Consider the following 23,669-nt stretch of genomic DNA (forward strand, 5'->3'; position numbering starts at 1 on the left):
CGTTCCTTCAGGAACGGCACCAGCGCACGCGCACGGGCGCGGATCTCGTCCTCCGACGGAATGATGGTCTCGACTTCGCTCGTGCCGTCCATGGCTCGTCCCCGCTTTCCTTCCCCCGCCAGCTCGAGGCCGGCTGTTCTCATGTCGCCAAACTGCCCACACACACAAGTCAAGACATCGTCTATGCGGACTACGCGAAAGAAATTAACGGCGATTCGGGCATCATTATCTATTGCAGTTGCAATAATTTACTGCGGCGCAACATGTGAAATCGCAAATAAGCGCGTATATTTCGTGTATCATTTCACACGAATACACTGTCTTCCGGGTGCGTACCCGAAAGGGAGGCAATCGGCACAATGTTCCGGCCCGTCTTCGGGCCGTCCGTCAGCGTTCGACGAAGGCCCGCTCGTAGACGTAATCGCCGGCTTCGCCCACATGAGGCGAGACGGTGAAACCTTTCGCGTCCAGCATGGCACGCAGATCCTCGAGCATGGCGGGGCTGCCGCAGATCATGACCCGATCGGTTTCGGGGTTCAGTTGCGGCAGGCCGATATCGGCGGCCAGCTTGCCCGTCTCGATCACCTCGGTGATGCGGGCCCGGTTGGGGTGCGGTTCCCGCGTGACGAGGGGGTAGTAGATCAGCTTTTGCCGCGCCCATACGCCGAAGATCTCGTCCGCCGGCAGGTCGCGGGTGAAATAGTCGGCATAGGCCAGTTCGCTGGCGTAACGCACCCCGTGCATGAGCACGATCCGCTCGAAGCGCTCGTACATTTCGGGATCCTTCACCAGGGACATGAAGGGGGCGAGCCCGGTGCCCGTGCCCATGAGGTAGAGATGTCGGCCGGGCCGCAAGTCCGAGAGCAGCAGGGTACCGGTCGGCTTCTTGCCGACGATCACCTCCGAGCCCGGCTCGAGATGCTGAAGGCGCGAGGTCAGGCGCCCGTCCTGGACCTTGATGCTGAAGAATTCCAGATGATCCTCGTGGTTGGCGCTGGCGATCGAATAGGCGCGCAACAGGGGCTTGCCGTCGACCGGCAGGCCGATCATCACGAATTGACCGTTCTCGAAGCGCAGCCCCGCGCTGCGCGTGGTGCGGAAGCTGAACAGCGTGTCGTTCCAGTGACGGACGTCGATGACGCGTTCTGTGCCGAGGTTCGACATGGCGGTACCCTCAGAGACCGAAACCGCCGGAGACGTTGATCGTCTGTCCGGTGACATAGGCGGCGCGGTCCGACGCCAGGAAGACGGCGGCATGGCCGATCTCCTCGGGCCGGCCAAGGCGCTTGATCGACAGCATCTTCAAGGTCTCCTTGATCCAATGGTCGTCGAAGACGCCGCGCGCCTTCAGCTCGAGGAACATGCCGGCCTCGATGACGCCGATCAGGACCGAATTGGCACGTATGCCGTTACGCCCCTCCTCCCGCGCGATGCCCTTGATCAGGGCTTCGTTCGCCGCCTTGGGGGCGACCGACAGGCCGTCCTTGATCGGCCAGCGCATATGCCCGGCGGAACCGAGATGGACGAAGGAGCCGCCGCCCGCCGCGCGCATGTGGGGCACCACGGCCGAGACCACGTTGAAGAAGCCGAAGGTCTCGGTCTCGATCGAGCGGCGCCACAGATCCGGCGTCACATCGGCGATCGGCATCTGCTCCACCACCGGCCCGGCGGCGAAAACCACCGTGTGGATACGGCCGTGTTCCGCCGCCACGCCGGCCACCATGGCCCCGACGGAGTCCGCGTCCGTCAGATCGACCGCATGGCTGCTGCCCTTCCGGCCCATCGCATCCGCCTCGGCCGCGACCTCGGCCGCGACCTCGGCCTTGCGGCGATAGGTGACCGCGATGTCGCAGCCCGCTTCGGCGAAGCATTTCGCCACCGCCCGGCCAATGCCGCCGCTGCCGCCGACGATCAGCGCCACACCTTCGGGAAAATGCCCGTCCCCCATGAACCCCTCGTCTCCTCGAACCCGTCTTTCGTTGTCCGCCCGGCTCAATTGCCGTCCAGGCTTTCGATTTCAGCCCGCACCGCCGGCCGAAGATCGGTCCCGTCGTCGGTCAGCATGGCGACGGCGACGGCGGGGCGGCAGAACTGACGGACGAAATCCGCCATCACCCGGTCGATCACCGATCGATGATCCTCCACCATGCCGCCGGCGACCCAATTGGCCAGCCGCGTCTGTTGCAGCGCCAGCACCATGCGCGCCTGATCGGCGCCCTCGCCCGCCACCAAGAGGCCTTCGCGCACCCCCCAGCCAAGCACGTTCTCGATGGCGACGACGCCCTGCTCCCAGAGGCGCTGCTCCTCGGTCGTCGGCTGGGCGGCGGCGTGATACCAGGCGTAGCCTTCCTGCAGGATGAGGCGCAGGTAGTCCGGCCGTTCCAGCAGGAAGCCGAGATGAGCCTTCATCACCCAAAGCATCTGCGGCAGCGACTGGGGCCGGGCCAGCGCCGCCTGCACCTTGGACAGCACCGCCGCCACCATCTGCTGATGCCGGGCGATCAGGACGGCGCGATGCAGTTCCTTCTTGCCCGGATGAAACTGGTAGAGCGTCGCCAGCGAGATTCCGGCCTCCCGCGCCACATCCTGCATGCGGGCATTGGCGAAGCCGTGATCGGCGAAGACCCGTTCCGCCACTTCCATGATGTGCTCGCGCGACAGCGCATCCTTCGCGGCACGCAGCGCGGCCGCCGCCTGATTGCGCGGACGCGCCGCCGCGCGCAGGACCGGCGTCTCGTCCGCCCCGTCTTCGATCCGGATGCTGTCGTCGATCTGGGTCTTGGCTTCGGCACTCATCTGGCGTTCCGGCTTCTCTCGTTTCGCTCCCGGGCATCATTGCCGATCAGGCATCATTGACAATCAGAACCGCGCTTTTTAGTATGGTAATTGAAATTACTGAGTTTGCAAGAGTGATTACCGAGACGCCCCGGGGGAGGGCGGCGACAGGGCGGCAAGAACCGGCGGAAAGCCGGTGCCCCAGCAGAGGACCGGACAGGGATGGAGAGCGAAGGCTTCGACTATGTCATCGTCGGGGGCGGTTCCGCCGGCTGCGTCGCGGCGGCGCGCCTGGCGGCGGCCGGCTCCGTCCTGCTGCTGGAGGCCGGCGATCCGGCGACCGCGCATCCCGAGAGCCTGTCGTCCGACGGCTTCAAATATGCCTTCGCCAATGACGCCCTGATGTGGCACCGCATGTCCGCGCCCCAGGCCCATTGCGGCGGGCGTTCCGTCTTCATCGGCACCGGGCGCGGCATGGGCGGCAGCGGCTCTGTCAACGGCATGGTCTATACCAGGGGCGACCGGCGCGATTTCGACGCCTGGCCGAAGGACTGGCAATGGGACGACGTGGTGCCCGCCTTCGAGGCCGTCGAAGCCCGCCTGGGCATAAGCCCGCGTCCGCCCACCCCTTTCGCCGAAGCCTTTCTCTCCGCTGCGACCGACGCGGGGTTCGAGCGGCGCGATCACATGAACGACGGCGACCTGGGCGGTGTGGTCGGCTGCAACGACATGAATTACGCCGGTGATCAGCGCCGCAGTTCCTATCGCGCCTTCCTGCACGACGCCCCCGTCCCCGGCCTGACGATCCGGACCGGCGCCACGGCACGCCGTATCGTCTTCGTCGGTTCCCGCGCGATCGCCGTCGAATATGAGTCCGGCGGCAAGGTCACCACGGTCGCCGTGGGTCGCGAACTCGTGCTGGCGGCGGGCGCCCTGGTGACGCCTCATCTGCTGATGATTTCCGGCGTCGGTCCCAGGGCTGAACTCCAGGCCGCCGGCGTACCCTTGGTCCTCGATGCGCCGGGGGTCGGGCGTAACCTGCAGGACCATCCGAACGTCTGCATCTTCTATCGCGCCGATGCGCCGGTCGACTTCCAATATCCGCAAGTCTACGGCTTCGACGCCGCCCGCGCGCCCGAAGGCGGCCAGCGGGGTGAGACGCCGGACACCTGCTATGTCTGCTATGCGGCACCCGCCTCGCTGCAACAGTCGATGCAGCGCATGGTGCCGGTGCTGGCCCTGCCCGGCCGGCTCTATCATGCGCGGACATTACGGCGCCTGTTGCGGGGCATGGTGAACCTGGCCTTCCGCCTGCCGCCGCTGCGCCGCTTCGTCGGCTCGATCTTCGGCATCGTCGTCATCCTGGGCAAGCCGACGGCACGGGGCGCGATCCATCTCGCCTCCGCCGATCCCGCCGTGCCGCCCAGGATAGACCCCGCCTATTACGCGACCGAGGAAGACCGCGCCGTCATGCGCGCCGGGATCGGGCGCGCACACGCCATCGCCGCCAAGCCGGGCCTTCGCCGCGCCGGCGCCCGCCCCCTGTCCGCCGGCGCCAAACCCGTTTCGGAAAAGGCGCTTTGGAAATGGGTCCATGGCGCAACCATGACGACCTTCCATTTCTGTGGTTCGTGCCGCATGGGCGACGAGGCCGAAAGCCCGCTCGACACGCGGCTTCGGGTCAAGGGCCTCGCCAATGTCCGCGTCGCCGATGCCTCGGCCGTGCCGGAAATCCCGGTCTCCGCCCTCAATGCGCCCAGCATGATGATCGCCTGGCGTGCCGCCGATTTCATCCTGGCCGAGCAGGATGCGACCGCCACCGCCGATGTCCCTTCCTTCGAACAACCCCGCCGCATTCACGCAGGAGAACCGGCATGAGCATCGTCACCATTGCCGAGGCCAAGGCCAACACGGGCCCGCGCTCCTCCGCCAGCGTGATCCATTGCATCAATCCGGCGACCGGCGAGTCCCTGGGTGAAGTCCCCGTCGCCTCGCCGGACGACGTGCGCGCGGCGGTGGAACGCGCCCGTGTCGCCCAGGCCGCCTGGGGCAAGACGGATTTCGCCACCCGCCGCGCCGTCCTGCGCCATCTGCTGGACGTCGTCGTCGAGAAGATGGACGACATCTGCGAGGCGGTGGTGGAGGACAGCGGCAAGACCTTCGAGAATGCCCTCCTGGGCGAGGTCATGCCGGTCTGCAACAAGATCCGCTGGGTCATGAAGAACGGCGAGAAGCATCTGAGGCCGGAACACGTGCCCTCCGGCATGCTGATGCACAAGAAGGGGCGGATCGAATATCCGCCGCTGGGTGTCGTCGCCTGCATCGTGCCCTGGAACTATCCGTTCCAGAACATCTTCGGTTCCTTCGTCGCCCCCCTGATGGCGGGCAATGCGGTGGTCATCAAGGCCTCCGAAGCGGTCGCCTGGTCGACGGTCTTCTTCCAGAAGGTGATCGACGAGGCCCTGCGCCGGGCCGGCCAGCCGACCGACCTCGTGCAGATCATCAACGGCTTCGGCGAGACCGGCGCCGCCCTGGTGCGCGCGCGGGTACAGAAGATCCTGTTCATCGGCTCCGTCGGCAACGGAAGGCGCATCATCGAGGGCAGCGCCGAGCACCTGACCCCCGTGGTGATGGAACTGGGCGGCAAGGACCCGATGATCGTCTGCGACGATGCCGACCTGATGCATGCCGTCCATTCGGCGCTGGGCGGCTGTTTCATCAACCTCGGGCAGAATTGCATCGCCTCCGAGCGGATCCTGGTGATGGACGGCATCTACGACCGTTTCGTCCAGGAATTCGCCGGGCGCGCCGGGGCCATGCGCCAGGGCGTGCCCACGGCACCGGGCACCATGGACGTCGGTGCCATCAACACCCGCCAGCAGATGAAGGTGATCGACGATCTGGTGACCGATGCCATCGCATCCGGCGCCAGGGTGCTGACCGGCGGCCGCATCCCCGACGGGCCGGGGCAATTCTATCCCCCCACCGTGCTGGTCGACGTGACGCCCGAGATGCGCATCGCACGCGAGGAAGTCTTCGGCCCGGTCGCCCTGATCATGCGGGTGAAGGACGACGCCGAGGCGATCCGCATCGCCAATGGCACCGATTTCGGCCTGCATTCCTCGGTCTTCACCAGGGACGGGGCGCGGGGCGAGCGGATCGCCGCCGCGCTGGATGCCGGCGCGACCTGCATCAACGACTTCGGCCTCTGCTACCTCAATCAGGACCTGCCCTTCGGCGGCGTGAAATATTCCGGCTTCGGGCGCATGAACGGGCGCGACGGGTTGCGCGCCTACACCGACCCCAAGGCGGTGCTGAGCGACCGCCTGCCCTTCGCCATTCCGCCCAAACTCTATCCCGTGGGGCCCAGGGATTACGCCAGGGCGCGCCACACTATCCGTCTCATGTTCGCACGGGGCCTGGGCGCCAGGATCGGCGCCCTCTTCGGCCTGATGCGCTGACCGGTCACCGACGAGGCATCACCATGGACACCACATTCTTCATCATCTGGGGCGTGACGCTCGCCGTGAACGGCATGATCATGGCCACCTTCAACTGGATGTCGAACAACCACAGTTTCGACAAATACCGCATCCGCATCCCGAAAAGCCCGCAGATCCCGCCATTGCGCAAATGGATCAACGTCAGCCTGAACGGGATGTTCTCCACCCTGCTGATGATCGGGTTCTTCTATTTTTTCGGGAACGCCGTGATCTACAAGGGCCTGCCCGGGCCGGCGGCTTTCATCGGTGAGACCCTGGGCGTCCTCCTCCTCTATGATTTCATGTATTACTTCCTGCATCGCTTCATGCATTGGAAGCCGGTGCTGAAATATGTCCACCGCACCCATCACCTGATCCGCTTCCCCACGGCGCCCGAGAGCATCTATCTCCACCCGGCCGAGAATTTCGCCGGCCTCGCCTTGCTCCTGCTGGCGATGTGGATCCTGGGGCCGGTTTCGGGCGCGTCGTTCCTGATCGTGTTCTTCATCTATTCGGTCATCAACGTGCTGGTGCACACCAATTTCGTGTTCCCGCACGCGGCCTTCCGGCTGTTCAACTTCTGGACCACGAAGCACGACACCCATCACTTCCGCATGAACTACAACTACGCCTCCATCTTCCCGTTCTGGGACCAGGCCTTCGGCACCGACAAGTGAGCGCGACAATGAAGAAGAAGATTCTCATCACGGGAGGACAGGGCTTCGTCGGACGGGCCCTGGTGGACCGCTTCGCCGATCTCGGCCACGCGGTCACCTGCGGCGACATGAACGACCGGCCGTTCCGCGACGACGTGCGTTTCATCAAGCTCGACATCCGCGACAAGGGGGCGGTCGATGCGGCGCTGGCCGGCATGGACAGCGTGATCCACAACGCGTCCCTGGTGCATACCAAGCACAACCGGGTGGAAGACGTCTGGGCCGTAAACCTGGGCGGCACCGAGAACATCCTCGACGCCTGCGCCAAACACGGCATTCCCCGCCTCGTCTACATCTCGTCGGCAAGCGCCGTCTATGAGGGCGGCGACATCGAGAACGGTGACGAAACATTGCCCTATTCCTCGATCTCCCAGGCACCTTATGCCGACAGCAAGATCGCGGCGGAGAAGAAGGCGCTGGCCTTCAACGGCACGGGCGGCACGCTGACCTGCGCCATCCGCCCCCATGTCATCTTCGGGGCCGGCGACAACCGCTTCATCCCGGCGATCCTGGACAAGGCCAGGGCGGGCAAGCTGAACCGCGCCGTGGGCAATCGCGACAAGCTTTCGGACTTCACCTATATCGACAATCTGGTCGATGCGGTCGTGGCGGCCGAGGACAAGCTGGTGCCCGGCAGCCCCGCCGCCGGCCAGGCCTATTTCATCACCAATGGCGAGCCGATCGCCTTCTTCGACTTCATCGAGAAACTGATCCTCGAACTCGGCTATCCGCCGATCAAGGGCAAGGTTCCCTACTGGCTGGCTTACGGCGTCGCCGCGGCGGCGGAAGCGATCGACACCCTGAAGGGCGGCACGCTCAACGCCGAGAACGGTCTGACCCGTTTCTCGGTCCGTTACATGGTGACTCATCACTACTTCAACATCGCCAAGGCGAAGCGCGATCTGGACTGGTCGCCCAAGATCACATTGGCGGAAGGCATCAAGCTGACCGTGAACGAATTGGTGGCGCGCCAGCCCTCGCTCCGCGTCGCCTGAAATGACCGGCGCGGCCCTGGTCCTCGGGGCCTCCGGCTTCCTGGGCAGCCATGTCGTCCGCCATCTGGCGGGCGAGGGGCGAAGACTCCGCGCCTTCGCCCGCCAGACCAGCGACTGCCGCCTGATCGAGGGCCTGGCGGTCGAACGGGCGACCGGTGATATCAAGAACCGTGACAGTCTCGCCGCCGCCATGCAGGGCATCGACACGGTCTTTCACTGTATCGTCGATACCCGCGCCTGGCTGCGCGATGCAGCCCCCCTGATCGCCGTCAATATCGACGGCTTGCGCAATGCGCTTGAGGCCGCGCGCGACGCGGGCGTTCGGCGTTACGTCCTCACCAGTTCCTATTGCACGATCAAGCCTTGCGATGATCGCGCCTCGACCGAGGCGGATCACTTCGACGGCATCGCCCATCTGCCCGCCTATGTCCGAACCCGGATCGAGGCGGAACGCCTGTTCTTCGCCCTGACCCGGGAAATGGGCATGGAAGGTATGGCGCTTTGCATCGCCACGACCTATGGCGCCGACGATGTCGCGCCCACGCCCCAAGGCCAATTGCTGACCGACGTGCTGTCCGGCCGCCTGCGTTTCCATTGGGACGGCGGCGCCGCCAGCCTGGGCATCGAGGACGCCGCCGCCGGCATGGTCCTGGCCGCCGACCGGGGCCGGCCGGGGGAGCGCTACATCCTGTCGGAACGCTGGATCAGCTATCGCGAGCTATTCGAGGGGACTCTGGCCCGTGCCGGCATCCGGCGAAGACTGTGGCGTTTCCCGCCCGGCCTGATGAAAGCAGCCGCCATCGCGACCGAGGCCGTGGCCAGCCGCCTCGACCTCGAGAACCGCTTCAACGTCGACGCCATCCGCTGTTCCAACGAATTGGGCGATTGCCTGAACGACAAGGCAAAGGGCGAGCTGGGCTGGCAACCTCGCCCGCTGGACGCGGTGCTGGATGAAACGATCGCCTATTTCAAGGCGCGTCTGTAATCCCCAAGCCGTCATCCCGGCGAAGGCCGGGATCTTCATCAGGAAAAGGCGGCCTTCCGTCGAAAGGTCCCGGCCTTCGCCGGGACGACGCGTTTGTTTACGGCCTACAGCGATCCCACCCAATGGGCGGCGAAGTCGAGCAGGAAGAAGGTCAGCATGGATGCGGACAATCCGCCGGCCACGGTCTGCATCAGGGACCAGCGCCTGTCCCGGCGCTCGTCCAGGAAATAGTAGATCGGGAAGCTGGCGATGAAATAGGTGGCATAGATCGCCGAGCCATAGGCCAGCATGATCTCCAGCTTCTCGTAATAGAAGCTCTGGGCCATCATGGGATTGGCCATGGCCTTGGTCTCCAGCCAGGCCCAGAAATAGCCGATCACGAAGACGAAGACGGGGAACAGCAGCGCCATCCCCGGCAGGCCCGTGGTGCGCAGGCGGCGCAACACGATATTGGCCGTCGAATGATAGGTCATGAAATAGACGTGGGTGTAGAAATACATGATCAGCGGCACGGTCTGCTCGCCCCGGCCGACGATCGCGCTGTCCAGCACCGTCGTCGCGTGCGGATAGACATAGACCATGCCCAGCACGTCGAAGAAATATTCGGAACCGAAGTAGTTACCGAAGAAGCCGAAGACGAAGAGATAGACGTTCGCCTTGAACCAATAGGAATCCCACCACGGCCGATCGGTGAAGCGCCGCGCCACCAGCATGGGGATCAGCAGGGCCGGCGCCGCCGTCAGGGCGCCGTGCAGCAGCAGGGCGCCATCGCCCCAGGTCTTGTCCCAGCCGGTGAACATCATCATGGCCATGGAGGCCATCCACACCGGGGAATAGATCAGGAAGAATTTCTCGACCCAGGCCTTGTCCGGGTTGGAGGAGAACCAGCGTGCCCCGCCGGTCCCGGCGCGCACGCCCATCGCCACGCTGGTCATGGAGCCCTCACTTGCCGGTCAGGGCGATCTTGGCGATCGCGAAGGTGTTGCGCATCTTCTGGAACACGGAAGGCGCCGGATGCAGGCGGCGATGGCCGGGCAGCAGCTTGCCGCGCGCCTGTTCGTGGATCTTCTGCTTCACCACGGAACTGAGCACGCCGGCGCCCGCGAGCTGGAAGAACATGTCCTTGGCATTGCCGAAGTCGAAGAAGTCGCGCTGCCACTGCCATTGCCAGTCGCCGCCGTATTCGAACCAGGAGCCGCCGATGCCGGCGATCTCGTACCAGGTGCCGTCGGGGCGCTTGTAGGGGGCGCGCTGCTTCCAGAATCCGATCACCGTGCCGCGCGTCTCGTCGATGATGATGTCGTGATAGGGATATTCCCAATCCTCGAAACCCTTCATCTGGTAACCGATGGCGATATCGGCGATCTGCTGGCGGCCTTCGGCGACGAAATCCTCGTTGGGGCCGATGTTCCAGGAATAGACCGCGTCCTCCTTGTAGAAGGGGGTCAGATGGGTCTTCCAGTCGCCCGCCTTCTCGGCGTCGATATTGCCCTGAAGCCAGCGCTGCACCATCTCTTCCAGCTCGGCGCGGGGCCAGGCCCTGTTGGGCGGCGTGATCGAAGGCGACCTCTTGTCGGACATTGTTTTCCCTCCCCCTCAGTGGACCAGTTTTCCGGCGTATTTGGCTTCGAGATGGCCGGCCGCGACGAGCCAGCGAATGGTATCGCCATAGGTTTCCTCGCCCGGGCGGAAGACGAGCTTCGCCCGCGAGGCGATGCGCGAGGAATCGGCGAAGGCCCAGCGGGTGACATATTCCATGGCCTCGGCCGAGACCTGGGTCTCGAACGGTACGAGGCGGCGGAGCGCATCGACGCCGCGCCCCATCGCCCGCATCATCCATCCGGGCATGCGCGGTCCGGCGATGCGCCGCCCGGTGATCCGCTGCAGCAGGTCCCGGAACTCCGCCCAGGTGTAATAGGTGCCGCCGACGATATAGCGCGCCGTGGTGGCGTCGTTCGGCGCCTCGTTCTCGAGGAGGAAGCGATGGGCGAGCGCCAGATCGCGCACGTCGACGCCCTGGAAGCCGCTGGAGGTCTGCGGTACCACCTTCACGAAGGACGCCATGCCGTGATTGGCCTCGGACAATTTGGGATCGTCGGGCCCGAAGATGCCGGACGGATAGGTCATCTGGATCGGCAATCCGTCGGCCTGCATGCGCCGCACGTGTTCGTCGCAGTCGCGCTTCGAGCGGGCATAGGCATTGCCGGGATTGGCCAGCGGCACGCTCTCGTCGATCCGGGAAACGCCCGGCTGGAACAGCACGGAGAGGCTGGAGACATAGACCACGCGCCCGATGCCGAGACGGCAGGCGGTGCCGAGCACGGCGTCGATGCCGGCGACATTGTTGCGATAGATCTCGTCCGCGCGCTTCGGATCGACCGAGACCAGGGCGGCGGCGTGAAGGACGGCGTCACAGCCCCTCATCGCCCCGGCCACCAGGGGCTGGTCGCGCATGTCGCCCAGGACGAGGTCGTCGACCTTGTAGCCGTGGCGGGCGAAATAGTCGGTGACCGCCGCTTTGGACCGGACCAGGAGACGCACGTCGTGGCCCGCGTCCAGAAGGGCCCGCGCGCTATGGGCGCCGACGAAGCCGGTGGCCCCGGTGACGAAGATCTTCATCAGCCGTGCCGTTCGAGGCGCAGCGCCGCATTGGGGCAGTAGTTCACCGCCGATTGCACCGCCTGCATCTCCTCGGGCGAGACCGCCTGCCTGACGATCTTCAGCACGCCGTCGTCACCGACCTGGAAATGGGACGGCGCCTCGCCCATGCACATGGCATGGCCCTGGCACAGCCCGCGATCGACCACGACCGTGACCGAGGGCATCTCGGCCTTGGCCATGGCGGCGTGATCGACCGGGCATTTGGCGGCCGGCGGCTCGCCCCTGCCGTAGTCGCCGACCGAGGCATCGGCCTTGCGGCGGCGATAGCGCACGCGGCACGGCTCCACCGGCTGGACGATCATGTCCTTGTAGTTGTCGACATAATTCTCCGGCGGATCGACCAGTTCGAATTCGTAGCGGCGCAGCAGGATCGCGAAGATCGCCTTGATCTGGAACATCGCGAAGGCATTGCCCGAGCATTTGTGCTTGCCGCCACCGAAGGGCTGATAGGCCATCAGGTTGCGGTCCTCGCGCCGTTCGGGCGAGAAGCGGTCGGGATCGAAGGCGGTCGGATTGGAGAACAGGCGCGACAGGCGGTGGGTGACCGGCGGGCAGGCCCAGACCATGTCGCCCTTCTTGATCGTGTAATCCTTGAAGCGCAGATCCTCCGCCACCTGGCGCATCAGGATGATCAGCGGCGGATGCAGGCGCAGCACTTCCTTCAGCACATTTTCCAGCATCGGCATTTCGCGGAGACTGGCGAAGGTGACCTCGCCCCTGGTGCCCAGCAGATCGTCCAGCTCCGCCCGCGTCTCGCGCAGGATGGCGGGATGTTTCAGCAGTTCCAGCAGAACCCAGGCGGCGGTGCCCGACGAGGTGTGGTGACCGGCGAAGATGGCGCCGATCAGCATGCCCGTGATCTCGTTGTCGGACAGGCGGGTGCCGTCGTCGTAGCGCATGTCGATCAGGGACTGGAACATGTCGCTCGGCTTTTCGGCCTGGGCCTCGCGCTTCTTCACGATGCCGCCGACCAGTTCCTGCAGGCGTTTGCGGGCCTTGTCGCGCTTCCTGAACTTCGGGATCGGCAGATTGGGGAAGTGATAGGCGAGGGGATGAACGCCCTGTTCCAGATCGTGATAGATATGGGCGAATTCCTCGCTCAGCTCATAGCGGAACTCGCGCCCCAGCAGGCAATGGCTGGCGGTGTTGATGGTCAGCTGCTTCATGAAGTGGACGAGGTCGATCTCGCCGGCATCGCCCCAGTCGGCGATGATGTCCTCCACCTCCTGCACGATCTTGTGGGAATGCTCGCGCATCGCATCGACCCGGAGCGACGGCATGAGCATGCGCAACTGTTCGTTCTTGCGCTCGATCGGGGCGTCGAAGATCAGCCCTTCGCCGAAGATCGGCGTCATCAGCTTGTAGGCGGCGGACTGGTCGAGCTGTTCGTCGGAGGAGCGGTAGAACAGCTCGCTCGCCTCGTCGCCGGTCAGCAGGATGATGCGCTGGCCCATCAGGGTGAAGGAGACGATCTCCCCCCCTTCGCGGGCGATGCGCTCGACGAAGCGGAAGGGATTGCCGGCGAAAGACATCATATGGCCGAACCAGGGGATCCCCCCCTTGGCCGCCGGCGGCGTGCCGCCGCTTCCGGTCGCGCGCATGGATGCCTGCATGGTCATGCCGATCCTCCTCCCTCTTTATCGCTGCAAACTATACAATATTACTTATTATGTAAAGTCGTATTGCAGCGCGATGCCGAACCGGCCCCCGTCTGGGGCATGGCGGTCCTGGGGGAAGTGCATGTATGGTCCTCGATCGGACCCATTCCGGCCGCATCCCGGCCGGACCAAGCGAGTGCGCGTTATGAGCATGACGATCGGAACCCGGCCATGAGCGGCATCGAATCCGGCGACGATGCCGGGATGTTCGATCTCGCGCCGGTCTCCCTCTGGCTCGAGGATTTCAGCGCCGTGCGCCGCCTGTTCGACGACTGGCGCGCCGCCGGCGTGACCGACCTCGCCGCCCATCTGGCGGCGGATCCCGCGCGGGTCCGGGCCTGCGCCGAGCGGATCGTGGTCCTGAAGGTCAACGCCCGTACCCTGCGCCTGTTCGAGGCGGCGGATCTGGCGGAGCTGACCGCCAATCTGGGCAGGATCTTCCGCGACGACATGCTGGATCGCCACGCCGCGGAACTGACCGCGCTGTGGCAGGGCCGGACCGAATTCCTCAGCCATTCCGTCAACTACAGCCTGTCGGGGCGGCGCATCGACATCCAGATGACCGGCCGCGTCCTGCCCGGCCACGAAGAGAGCCTGGACCGCGTCCTCATCGCCATCGAGGACGTCACCGCGCGCGAGACGGCAAGGCGCGAGGCCGCCGCCAGCGAGAATTACGCCCGCGGCCTGTTCGAACATTCGCCCGTGTCGCTGTGGGTGGAGGATTTCAGTTCGATCAAGCGCCTGCTCGACGAGGTGCGCGAGCGCGGGATCGAGGATTTCCGCGTCTTCACCGACGTGCATCCGGAATTCGTGCAGCGCTGCATGAGCGAGATCCGCGTGCTCGACGTCAACCGCCAGACCCTCGAGATGTTCATGGCGCCCGACCGGGCGACGCTGCTGCGCCGGCTGGGTGACGTCTTCCGCGACGACATGGAACGGACCTTTCGCGAGCAATTGATCGACCTCTGGCACGGCAAGCTGTTCCAGCAGCGCGAGGTGGTGAACTACGCCCTGAACGGCAATCCGGTGCATGTCCTGTTGCAGCTTTCGGTCCTGCCGGGTCATGAGGACGACTGGTCCCTGGTGCAGGTCGCGCTGACCGACATCACCGCGCGCAAGAAGGCCGAAGCCTATCTCGAGTATCTCGGCACCCACGACGTGCTGACCAAGCTCTACAACCGGTCCTTCTATACCGACGAATTGAACCGCATCGAGCGCAGCAAGCTGCGGCCGGTCACGGTCATCCTGGCCGATCTGAACGGGCTGAAGGTCGCCAACGACACCATGGGCCACGCGGTCGGCGACGGCCTGTTGCGTCGGGCCGGCGAAGTGCTGGGCAAGGTGGTCGAGAAACCGTCCTGCGCCGCCCGCATCGGCGGCGACGAATTCGTCCTGCTGCTGCCCGGCGTCGACGCCCATGGCGCCAAACTGGTGATGGAGGAGGTCGAGCGCCTGACCGACCTGAACAACCAGTTCTATCCCGGCACCCGCCTGTCGCTCGCCATGGGGGTCGCCACCAGCCTGCCGGACGAGCGGCTGGAGGACGTGGTCCGCCGCGCGGATGCCGCCATGTATGAGGCGAAGCGCGACTTCTACGGCGATCTCGCCCAGGAAGCCTGACGCGATCCACGACGAATCCTGATTTTCGCCACGCTGGAAACGGGTTTCGACTCGACCTATTTCAATGCAATGTCGCGACATATTATTCTATGCTCGCACGACGTGATTCAGGGTTCGGGCGGGGTTGCATTGACAGGATCGGGAACGACGGAGACCGGACCGGCGGCCGCCGGATCGGCGGCTTCCGGACCGGACTTCGCCTGGGCCGCGCCGGCCCTGGCGACGGCCTGCCTGGTGCTGGCCGCGGCAATCGTTCTTCTGCGCCAGCGGCGGCATCGGCGTCGTGAAGCCGGCGGGCGGGCATAGACGACAGGCGCTCTCCTCCGCGCCCGGCGCCGCGGCGGCCCGCGGCGCGGGCGACGGCAATGGCCTGCTGGCCGGGCCCGTCGGCGACCGTCTGGTCGCGCGCCGCCTGATCGACCCCGACCGGCGCGAGGCGGCCCTGGATATCCTGCGGCATCGCGACGCCGATCCCGTGGATGTCCTGCTAGGCCTCGACCCCGCCGGCGACCGGGGCACGATCACCGACACCATCGCCGATACCCTTGATATTGCGCGCATCCACCCGGACCGGACGCCGCCCGACCCCGGCCTCGGCCGCCTCGAGGATCTGCCGACCTATTGCCGGCACCTGATCATGCCCTGGCACGTCGCGCCGGACGCCGCGACGGTCTTCGCCTGCACCGCGCCCGGCCCCGAACGGCTGGCGCTCGCCCGGACCATGGCCGATGGCCCCGTGAGGCTGGCCGTGATCCCCCGCCCCGACCTGATGACGGCCCTGGCCGCTGTTTTCGCCGACGCCCTGTCGGATGAGGCGCGGCACGGCCTGCTGCGCCGTGCGCCCCGGCTGTCCGCCGGGCAGCCGGCGCCGGCCTGGCAGCGCGCCCTGCCGACCGGCCTGGCGCTCGCCCTTGCGGCCGGTCTCGCGCTGGCGCCGACCACGACCCTGGGCATCATGGGGGGCGCCGTCGCCGCCTTTTATCTGGCCAATCTGGCGCTGCGGCTGGTGCTGGTCTTCGCGTCGCTGCCCGCCGAATCCGTCCCCGCGCCGCCCCTCCTTGCCGATGCCGATCTGCCGAGCTACACCGTCCTCGTACCGCTCTACGGCGAGCCGGAAGTGCTGCCGCTGCTGGCGGATTCCCTGTGCCGGCTGGACTATCCGCCGGATCGTCTCGACGTGAAGCTGATCCTCGAGGCGGACGACGGCCCGACCCGCGCGGCCGCGGCCGCCCTCGATCTCGACGGGCGCTTCGACATCGTCGTGGTGCCGCCGTCGATGCCGCGCACCAAGCCCAAGGCCTGCAACTACGCCCTGCCCCTGGCCAGGGGCGATCGCATCGTGATCTACGACGCCGAGGACCGGCCGGAGGCCGACCAATTGCGGAAGGCCGCCGCCGCCCTCGCCCATGGCCCGGCGGACCTCGCCTGTGTCCAGGCGCGCCTGAATTTCGACAATGCCCAGGAAAACTGGCTGACGCGCATGTTCGCGCTCGATTACGCGCTGTGGTTCGACTATCTGCTGCCCGGCCTCGGGCGGCTCGGCATGCCGGTGCCGCTGGGCGGGACGTCGAACCATTTCCGGCGCGACGCCCTGGAGGCGGTGGGCGCCTGGGATCCCTTCAACGTGACCGAGGATGCCGACCTCGGGCTGCGCCTCCATGCCGCCGGCTATCGCGTCGGCGTGATCGATTCGACGACTTTCGAGGAAGCGACCTGCACGCCCATGAACTGGCTGCGCCAGCGCAGCCGCTGGATGAAGGGCTACATGCAGACCTTCGCCGTGCAGATGCGCGATCCCGCCGGCCTTTGGCGCCGCGTCGGCCCCTTGGGTTTCCTGGGTGTCACCGCCTTCGTCGGCGGCACGGCGGCGTCGAGCCTGCTCAATCCCGTGGTCTGGGCGCTGTTCCTGATCTGGGCCGTGGCGCCCGGCGCCGGCTGGCTGGACCCGCTGTTTCCGCCGGCGGTCATGGCCATGAGCGTCGTCAGCTGGGGCCTCGGGAATTTCAGCCTGCTCTATCTCGCCATGATCGCGCCGTTCCGGCGGCGCTGGTTCGGCCTGTCGCCCTGGGCGCTCACCGCCGGGATCTACTGGGGCTTCGTTTCGGTGGCGGCCTATCGGGCTCTCTGGCAGTGGCGGCGCCGCCCGTTCCACTGGGAGAAGACCCGCCACGGCCTCAGCCGCCATTTCGGCGCGGCCCTCGCGCGGCACCGGCGGGATCCGTGACGGCGGCGCGGCGCTCCGCCGGTCTCGGGCGCCGCGCCGCGCCGCTGCTGGCACTGCCGCTTGTCTTCGCGCTGCTGCGCCTGATGGTGCCGCCGGGGGCGGAAACCATCGCCGTCGACGGGGGCCTGGGATCGGCGCTGACGGTCCGGCTGGCCGGCATGCTGGCGTTCTGGCCCGGGCCGAACGGCCCGTCGGGCGCGGACGGCATCGCCATTCTCGCCGCCCTCGCGACCGCCGCCCTGGTCGCGCCGTGGTCGTCGGCACGGGCGGCGGCGGGCCCCGCGATCGCGCTCGGCGCCCTGGCGGGGCCGGGAACGGCGTTGCTCACCCTGCTCTCGGTCGCGCTCTGGCGCGGCTTTCGCCATGCCGAGGGCCGAAGCCTTTCGGGCCGGAACGGGGTCGGCGGCCTGGCCGTCATGGGGATCGCGCTGGCCCTGATGCCGCTGGTCCATGGCGCGGGCGCGGCCCTGGTGGTGGCCCTGGCGCCCGTTCTCGCGCTGACCCTGCCGGCCCCCCTGATCGTCGGTCAGGCCCTGGCCGGGGTCGCGCTGATCCTGGGCTTTCCCCTGGCTGTCGCCGCCGCCGGCCACGGCTTTGCCTGTCTCGTCCATGGTTGTCAGATCCTGGCGCCGGTCGCCGGCCTTCTCGGCCTGACCTCGGCCGGGGTCGGCGACTGGCCGAGGGCGATGGCGGCGGGCGGCGCCGTCGCGCTGCCGGCGGTCGTCGCCGGGCTTGGCCGGCGACGCGCGGCGCCAGCCGCCCTGTTCGGCCTGACGCCCGTGGCGGCCGCGCTGATCCATGGTCTCGGCGGGGGTGACCCGACGCCGGCGCTGATGGTCGCCCCCGCGATCGCGATGGTCGCCGCCGCCGGCATCGAAGGGCGGCGCACGGCGCGGGTGGTCGCCCTGCTGACGGCGGTGGGGGCCATCCTGCTGATGGTGGAGCCCTCGTGGACGTCCTCGTGATTCCCGACGATCGCGCGGACGGCGCCGAATGGGCCGAAGGCCTGCGTGGCAACGGCTTCCTTGTCGCCGCCGCCGCCTGGCCGCCGGACGCGGCACGGCCCGCCGCCGTCGTGATCCTGGACCGTCCGGCACCCGAGATGCTGGGTCAGCGCCTCGCCACCCTCGCCGCCCATCCGGCCCTGGCCGAAGCGGTCGTCCTGGTCCGGACCGACGACGCGGACAGCCGCCGCCACTGCCGCCTGGCCGGCGCCTTTCCCCTGCCGGTCGGGGCGGGTGGCGACTGCGGCGCCGCCACCCTTCTCCTCGCCCTCCGCCTGTGGGGCGAGACCGCGCGGCGCCGGACCCTGGAGGACGATCGCCAGCGCCTGGCGGCGGAACGGGCGGCGCTGAGCGCCCTGGCCCCTTTCGCCGGTGCCGGCGAGATCCTCTCGCCCGAGACCGGACGCTACCGCGCCCGGCGCCTGCTGACCTACGGGCCGGCCACCGTCCTGGTCCTGGCGATCGACGATTTCGACGGCCTGCGCCGGGGTTTCGGCCTGGAGACGGCAGCCAGGGCCGAGGACGCGGTCGCCGCCCTGCTGGCCGAAACGCCGGCCCGTCTGGGCGACATGGCCTGCGGGCGGGGTCCCGGCCTCGGCTGGATCATCTGGCTGGCGGGCGATACGCGGGCAAGTGCCAGCGCCCTGGCCCATGCCCTGCTGGACCGGGTGCGCGCCGCCGGACTGACGGCGTCGCCGCTACGCGCCGAAGCCCGCATCACGATATCCGCCGGCATCGCCCCGGCCCCGGCCCGATCCGACGCGGAGGCGGCCGAAGAGGCGGCGGAGGCGGCGCTTCGCCTCGCCGCCAGCCTCGGCGGCGACCGCATCCGATGGGCCGGCTGACGCGGCCCGGGCGCGGGGTGGGGTTTCGCGCCTTGCACGTGCGCGGCCGGGCCGCCGCGGTTAATGTCGCGCCATGTCCGATGCCGCCAATTCCAACAGTCCCCATGGATCGACCGCGACACCGGCGCCGCTCGGCCGCCTCGGCCTGATCGCGCTGCTCGGCGCGCTGACCGCCTTCGCGCCGCTGTCGATCGATATGTATCTGCCGGCCTTTCCCGCCCTGCAGGCCCATTTCGGGGTCGGTCCGGGCGCCGTGCAGGCGACCTTGGCGGCCTTCTTCGTCGGCCTCGCCATCGGCCAGTCGATCCATGGCCCGCTGTCGGACCGGCTGGGCCGGCGCCTGCCGCTGATCGCGGGTGTTCTCGTCTATGTCGCGACCTCGATCGCCGCCGTCTTCGCGCCCGACGTCGAAACCCTGACCGTGCTGCGCCTCGTGCAGGGGCTGGGCGGCTGCGCCGGCATCGTCATCGCCCGCGCCATGGTGCGCGACCTGTTCGACGAGCGCGACTCGGCCCGGGTCTATTCCATGCTGATGCTGGTCATGGGGGTGGCGCCGATCCTGGCGCCGCTGCTCGGCGGACAATTGCTGACGGTCGCCGACTGGCGCTGGATCTTCGTCTCGCTCGCCCTGTTCGGGATCGCCTGCCTCGCGGCGGCACTCTTCGTCCTGCCGGAGAGCCTGCCGCCGGACCGGCGCCAGCGCGGTGGACCGGGGCCGGTGCTGCGGGCCTATGCCCGCCTCGCGCTCGATCGCGAATTCATGGGCTTCGCGCTCGCCAGCGGGTTCGTGCTGGCCGGCATGTTCGCCTATATCACCGGCTCGCCCTTCGTCTTCATCACCCTGCACGGCGTCAGTCCGCAGGATTTCGGCTTCCTGTTCGGCCTCAACGCGGCGGGTCTGATCGGCGCCAGCCAGCTCAACCTGCGCCTGCTGAGACGGTTCGAGGGGCGGCGCATCCTGACCTTCGCCCTGTTCGCCAACGGCGCCTCGGCGCTGGCGCTGGCCGCGGTGACCCTGTGGGACGGGGCGCCGCTGGCCGCCGTGCTGGGGCCGCTGTTCCTGACCATCGCCAGCCTCGGCTTCGTCACGGCGAACGCCATGGCGGCGGCGATGTCGCGCGCCGGCGCCCATGCCGGCGTCGCCTCGGCCCTGATCGGTCTGATGCAATTCGTTCTGGGAGCGGTGGCCGGCGGCCTGGTCGGCGCCTTCGAGGACGGCACCGCCGCCCCCATGGGCCTGACCATCGCCGGCTTCAGCCTGGCCGGCATCGCGGCGCACCGGCAATTGACCGGGCGCCGCGGGGACTGACGATCACGCCTCGTAGGCGGTCTTGTACTGATCGATCAGGTGACGGGTGTCCTTCTGCCAGGGGTGGAAGCCCGGCTTCAGGTAAGCCATGTAGTGGGGCAGCGTGCGCAGGAAGACGCCGGGGCTGACGAAGCTGAAGCGCAGCATGCCCAGCACCAGGTTGCGGAAGCCGCCGTAACCCCGCGCGCGCATGAAGTGGCGCGCGTTGAAGCGGGTGTGACCGACGAAGATCCGCGTCGCGAAGGCGAGCGCGCGCATCCGCATGGCATAGCCCTTCAGGCCCTTCGGCCCGACCGCGTTCCAGACGTCGAAGGCGACCGACTTGTGTTCCGCCTCCTCGATCGCGTGCCAGCGCCAGACCCGGGCGAATTCCGCCTCCGCCCCCTCGAAGAATTCGGGGTGCTCGAGCACATGCTCGGCCAGCATGGCGGTGAAATGCTCGAAGGCGCAGGTCACCGCCAGGCGATACTCGGGCGACTCGTCCCGGCGCAGCTTGTCGGCCTCGGCCGCGAGGCGGGCTTCGAGGGAGGCGACATTGCCGCCGAAGGCCTCGACCGCCTTGTTGTAGCGGCGATGCTCGCGCGAATGGATGCCTTCCTGCTGCTGGAAGCCGGTGATGTCGGCCTGGAGCTGCGGATCGGCGATCCGGTCGCGGAAATACACCACCGATTCGATGAAGAACGTCTCGCCGATCGGGAACAGCACGGACGCGCCATCCATGATGGCGGTGGCGACCGGATCGCCGGCGAACCAGTTGCGCTTGTCCTCGCCCGCCAGGGCGAACTTGATGTTGCGCGGAACGATTTCGTGAGCAGTCATCGTGTGAGCCCTTTTACCTTCAGGCCTCGTAGGCCGACTTGAATTTCTCGATCAGGTGGCGGTTGTCGTGCTGCCAGGGATGGAAGCCGGGCTTGAAATAGGCCAGATAGGCCGGCAGCGAGCGGCGCAGCACACCCGGCTTGATCAGCGAGAAATAGAGCACGCCGAGAACCGTGGTGCGGAACCCGCCGTAACCGCGGGCGCGCAGCAGGGCGCGGGCGTTGTAGCGGCTCTGGCCGACGAAGACGGAGGTCGCCTTCATCATGGCGCGAGCACGCATCCAGTAACCCTTCAGGCCCTTGGGCCCGACGACGTTCCAGACGTCGTAGGCGACCGACTTGTGCTCGGCTTCCTCGATCGCGTGCCAGTGCCAGATGCGCGAGAATTCGGGATCGGCGCCGGCCATGAAGTCCGGATGGGCCAGCAGGTCGTCCGCCAGCATGGCGGTGAAATGCTCGAAGGCGCAGGTCAGCGCCAGCTTGTATTCCGGCGAGGCGTTGCGGCGCTCCAGTTCGTCGATCTCGGCCTGCAGACGGCCTTCCAGCTCGGCGATGTTGCCGCCGAAGGCTTCGACCGCCTTGTTGTAGCGGCGGTGCTCGCGCGAATGGATGCCTTCCTGCTGCTGGAAGCCGGTGATTTCGGCCTGGAGCTGCGGGTCGGCGATCCGGTCGCGGAAATGAACCACGGACTGGATGAAGAAGGTCTCGCCCAGCGGGAACAGGATGGAGGCGCCGTCCATGATGGCGGTCGCCACCGGATTGCCGGCGAACCAGTTGCGCTTGTCCTCGCCCGCCAGGGCGAACTTGATGTTGCGCGGCTTGATTTCTGCCAGGCTCATGTTCGTTTCTCCTCGCAAGGCCACGGGGCTCAGGGCCGTGCCGTGGCGGCGTTGGTGTTCTTGTTCTTCGCCCCCCGCGCGACGCCACCGAAGGCCATGCGCACGAGCGAGGCGTAAGCAACAGGCAACAGGCGCGCGAGACCCGAGATCACCCGGGCGTCGGGGCCGATGAGGATCCGGGGGGAGCGTTTCTCGATGCCCCGGATGATGGTCGCGGCCGCCTGCGCCGGCGTGGTGCGGGCGACTTCCTCGAAGCGGCGCGCGATGGCCTCGGCCGATTCGGCGCCTTCCGGCAGTTCGATCACGCGCGCCGACTTCGCGATATTCGTCTTGATGCCGCCGGGATGGACGCAGCCGATATGGACGCCCGATCCGTGCATCTCCTGGCGCAGGGTCTCGGTGAAGCCGCGCACGGCGAATTTCGCCGCGCAATAGGCGCCCTGCCCGGGCACGCCGATCAGGCCGAAGACGCTGGAGACATTGACGATGGAACCGGCCTTCCTTTCCGTCATATGGGGCAGGAAAGCCTTGGTGCCATGCACCACGCCCCAGAAATTGATGCCCATCAGCCAGTCGATCTGGTCGATCGGCAGGCTGGCGATGGAGCCGACCAGGGCGACGCCGGCATTGTTGATCACCACGTCCGCGCCACCCATCTCGCCGATCACCTTGTCGGCATAGGCGAAGAAGGCGTCACGGTCGGCGACGTCCAGGCGATCGGCCAGGACGGTGGCGCCGCCGCGCCGCAACTCTTCGGCCAGAGTGTTCAGACCGTCGATGTTCACGTCGGAGAGGGCGAGCTTCGCGCCGCGGCGGGCGAAGTCCCGGGCGAGCGCCTGACCGATGCCGGAAGCGGCGCCGGTGACGACCACGACCTTTCCCTCGAACATATCCTGAGCCATCCGTCTCTCCCTTTATGGCGATGTTTTCTCACCTGACCAAACTTATGTCAATCGACAAATAAAACCATTTTGCGGCGAATGCTTGAACCCACCGGGGCCTTGACGCATTGTGCCCGGGAACTGGAAAGCAAACGGAGTGGCGGTGTCGCGTCCCGTCTTCGATGACCTGCAGGCCCGCCTGCGCTCGCTGGCGCGGGGCGATCTGCCTTCGGCGGTGGCCCTGCCGGGCAGCCGCGCCGAACGCTCGGCGGCGCTGCGCGCCCGCATCATCGAGGTCGCGAAGGCCGAATTCGCCGCCAAGGGCTATGACGGTGCCTCGGTGCGGGGCATTGCCGCCACGGCCGGCATCGAACAGGGCCACCTCGGCTATCATTTCAAGACGAAACGCGCGCTTTGGGAAGCGACCGTCGATGTCGTCTTCGCCGATTTCCCGGAAACCGTGCAGGAAATGCCGGTACCGCGCACCTATGACGACGCCCGCATGGTCATGCGCGCCATGCTGCAGAATTACGCGACCTATTGCATCGCGGCGCCCGAGCACGCACGCTTCGTCTTCAACGAGGCCTCGGCCGGCGGCGAGCGCCTGGAATGGATGGTGGAGCGCCACATCCGCAAGCGGGTGAAGGCGATGGAGCCGGTCTTCCGCGCCGCGCGCGACCGGGGCGCGGTGGCCGCGACGTCGTTCGAGGCCTTCATGGTCTCGTTCCTCGCCGCCTTCGGCCTCACCTATGCGCTGCACACCTTCCAGGCCGCGATCTTCGGCCCGCCCGGCGCCGATCCCGGCACGATCCCGCCCGTGCCGATCGACGAGATGATCGCCCTCTTCGTGAAATAGG

21 protein-coding genes are annotated in these 23,669 nt (G+C 67.3%); 11 read left to right on the plus strand and 10 right to left on the minus strand.

Translation table 11 applies throughout. The features are described 5' to 3' along the window. Positions 1–387 precede the first annotated feature (387 nt). From L2U69_RS13590 to L2U69_RS13600, 3 genes are read right to left on the minus strand one after another with little or no spacing between them, the layout of a single operon-like run. Entirely contained in the window at positions 388–1,164 is a 777-nt protein-coding gene (locus L2U69_RS13590) for a ferredoxin--NADP reductase (RefSeq protein WP_236107666.1), read from the minus strand. 10 nt (positions 1,165–1,174) lie between these two features. Then, positions 1,175–1,948 (minus strand): SDR family NAD(P)-dependent oxidoreductase, encoded by a 774-nt coding sequence (locus L2U69_RS13595; RefSeq protein WP_236107667.1) that lies wholly within the window; start codon positions 1,946–1,948, stop codon positions 1,175–1,177. Between the two features lie 44 nt (positions 1,949–1,992). After that, on the minus strand, positions 1,993–2,796 hold the full coding sequence (locus L2U69_RS13600; RefSeq protein ID WP_236107668.1) for a TetR/AcrR family transcriptional regulator: 804 nt from the start codon (positions 2,794–2,796) through the stop codon (positions 1,993–1,995). A gap of 201 nt (positions 2,797–2,997) precedes the next feature. Between L2U69_RS13600 and L2U69_RS13605 the strand changes: the two genes are divergently transcribed. Genes L2U69_RS13605 through L2U69_RS13625 form a run of 5 tightly spaced genes read left to right on the plus strand, consistent with a single transcriptional unit; the run spans position 2,998 to position 8,953 of the window. After that, a complete protein-coding gene (locus L2U69_RS13605; protein ID WP_236107669.1) occupies positions 2,998–4,653 on the plus strand; it encodes a GMC family oxidoreductase in 1,656 nt (551 codons plus the stop codon). Beyond that, positions 4,650–6,236 carry an aldehyde dehydrogenase family protein gene (locus L2U69_RS13610; RefSeq protein WP_236107670.1) on the plus strand — a complete coding sequence of 529 codons (1,587 nt, stop codon included), beginning with the start codon at positions 4,650–4,652 and terminating at the stop codon, positions 6,234–6,236. The genes L2U69_RS13605 and L2U69_RS13610 overlap by 4 nt, the downstream gene beginning before the upstream one ends. A 23-nt stretch (positions 6,237–6,259) precedes the next feature. After that, complete coding sequence (locus tag L2U69_RS13615) at positions 6,260–6,934, plus strand: sterol desaturase family protein (protein ID WP_236107671.1); 675 nt, start codon at positions 6,260–6,262, stop codon at positions 6,932–6,934. Between the two features lie 8 nt (positions 6,935–6,942). Further along, entirely contained in the window at positions 6,943–7,968 is a 1,026-nt protein-coding gene (locus L2U69_RS13620; RefSeq protein ID WP_236107672.1) for an NAD-dependent epimerase/dehydratase family protein, read from the plus strand. Position 7,969: 1 nt separating this feature from the next. Then, positions 7,970–8,953: an NAD-dependent epimerase/dehydratase family protein gene (locus L2U69_RS13625; protein ID WP_236107673.1), complete on the plus strand. Its 984-nt coding sequence runs from the start codon at positions 7,970–7,972 to the stop codon at positions 8,951–8,953. A gap of 104 nt (positions 8,954–9,057) precedes the next feature. Here L2U69_RS13625 and L2U69_RS13630 read toward each other — a convergent pair whose 3' ends face one another. From L2U69_RS13630 to L2U69_RS13645, 4 genes are read right to left on the minus strand one after another with little or no spacing between them, the layout of a single operon-like run. Continuing rightward, positions 9,058–9,888, minus strand: coding sequence for a hypothetical protein (locus tag L2U69_RS13630; protein WP_236107674.1), 831 nt, complete (start codon positions 9,886–9,888; stop codon positions 9,058–9,060). A gap of 7 nt (positions 9,889–9,895) precedes the next feature. Beyond that, positions 9,896–10,534 (minus strand): Cif family virulence factor, encoded by a 639-nt coding sequence (locus tag L2U69_RS13635; RefSeq protein WP_236107675.1) that lies wholly within the window; start codon positions 10,532–10,534, stop codon positions 9,896–9,898. A 15-nt stretch (positions 10,535–10,549) separates the two neighbouring features. After that, the gene (locus L2U69_RS13640; protein ID WP_236107676.1) at positions 10,550–11,572 is read right to left on the minus strand and encodes an NAD-dependent epimerase/dehydratase family protein; all 1,023 of its coding nucleotides are present in this window, start codon (positions 11,570–11,572) and stop codon (positions 10,550–10,552) included. Continuing rightward, a complete protein-coding gene (locus L2U69_RS13645; RefSeq protein WP_236107677.1) occupies positions 11,572–13,233 on the minus strand; it encodes a cytochrome P450 in 1,662 nt (553 codons plus the stop codon). Before L2U69_RS13645 ends, L2U69_RS13640 begins: the two co-directional genes overlap by 1 nt. 210 nt (positions 13,234–13,443) lie before the next feature. On the opposite strand from L2U69_RS13645, the gene L2U69_RS13650 reads away from it, so the two are divergent. The 5 genes from L2U69_RS13650 (at position 13,444) to L2U69_RS13670 (ending at position 20,274) form a co-directional block, all read left to right on the plus strand. Then, positions 13,444–14,892: a sensor domain-containing diguanylate cyclase gene (locus L2U69_RS13650; RefSeq protein WP_236107678.1), complete on the plus strand. Its 1,449-nt coding sequence runs from the start codon at positions 13,444–13,446 to the stop codon at positions 14,890–14,892. 283 nt (positions 14,893–15,175) lie between these two features. Continuing rightward, on the plus strand, positions 15,176–17,116 hold the full coding sequence (locus tag L2U69_RS13655) for a glycosyltransferase family 2 protein (RefSeq protein WP_236107679.1): 1,941 nt from the start codon (positions 15,176–15,178) through the stop codon (positions 17,114–17,116). Next, positions 17,113–18,081 carry a hypothetical protein gene (locus L2U69_RS13660; RefSeq protein WP_236107680.1) on the plus strand — a complete coding sequence of 323 codons (969 nt, stop codon included), beginning with the start codon at positions 17,113–17,115 and terminating at the stop codon, positions 18,079–18,081. Before L2U69_RS13655 ends, L2U69_RS13660 begins: the two co-directional genes overlap by 4 nt. Next, positions 18,066–18,965: a hypothetical protein gene (locus tag L2U69_RS13665; protein WP_236107681.1), complete on the plus strand. Its 900-nt coding sequence runs from the start codon at positions 18,066–18,068 to the stop codon at positions 18,963–18,965. The genes L2U69_RS13660 and L2U69_RS13665 overlap by 16 nt, the downstream gene beginning before the upstream one ends. A gap of 73 nt (positions 18,966–19,038) precedes the next feature. Beyond that, entirely contained in the window at positions 19,039–20,274 is a 1,236-nt protein-coding gene (locus tag L2U69_RS13670) for a Bcr/CflA family multidrug efflux MFS transporter (protein WP_236107682.1), read from the plus strand. Between the two features lie 3 nt (positions 20,275–20,277). On the opposite strand, the gene L2U69_RS13675 is transcribed toward L2U69_RS13670, so the two are convergent. Genes L2U69_RS13675 through L2U69_RS13685 form a run of 3 tightly spaced genes read right to left on the minus strand, consistent with a single transcriptional unit; the run spans position 20,278 to position 22,833 of the window. Continuing rightward, entirely contained in the window at positions 20,278–21,093 is an 816-nt protein-coding gene (locus tag L2U69_RS13675; RefSeq protein WP_236107683.1) for a metal-dependent hydrolase, read from the minus strand. Positions 21,094–21,112: 19 nt separating this feature from the next. After that, positions 21,113–21,931 (minus strand): metal-dependent hydrolase, encoded by an 819-nt coding sequence (locus L2U69_RS13680; protein WP_236107684.1) that lies wholly within the window; start codon positions 21,929–21,931, stop codon positions 21,113–21,115. Between the two features lie 29 nt (positions 21,932–21,960). Continuing rightward, positions 21,961–22,833 carry an SDR family NAD(P)-dependent oxidoreductase gene (locus L2U69_RS13685; RefSeq protein WP_236107685.1) on the minus strand — a complete coding sequence of 291 codons (873 nt, stop codon included), beginning with the start codon at positions 22,831–22,833 and terminating at the stop codon, positions 21,961–21,963. 142 nt (positions 22,834–22,975) lie between these two features. Here L2U69_RS13685 and L2U69_RS13690 point away from each other — a divergent pair, with 142 nt between their 5' ends. Beyond that, positions 22,976–23,668 carry a TetR/AcrR family transcriptional regulator gene (locus L2U69_RS13690; RefSeq protein ID WP_236107686.1) on the plus strand — a complete coding sequence of 231 codons (693 nt, stop codon included), beginning with the start codon at positions 22,976–22,978 and terminating at the stop codon, positions 23,666–23,668. Position 23,669: the final 1 nt, after the last annotated feature.

Source organism: Zavarzinia marina (assembly GCF_021568905.1).
Classification (GTDB): domain Bacteria; phylum Pseudomonadota; class Alphaproteobacteria; order Zavarziniales; family Zavarziniaceae; genus Zavarzinia; species Zavarzinia marina.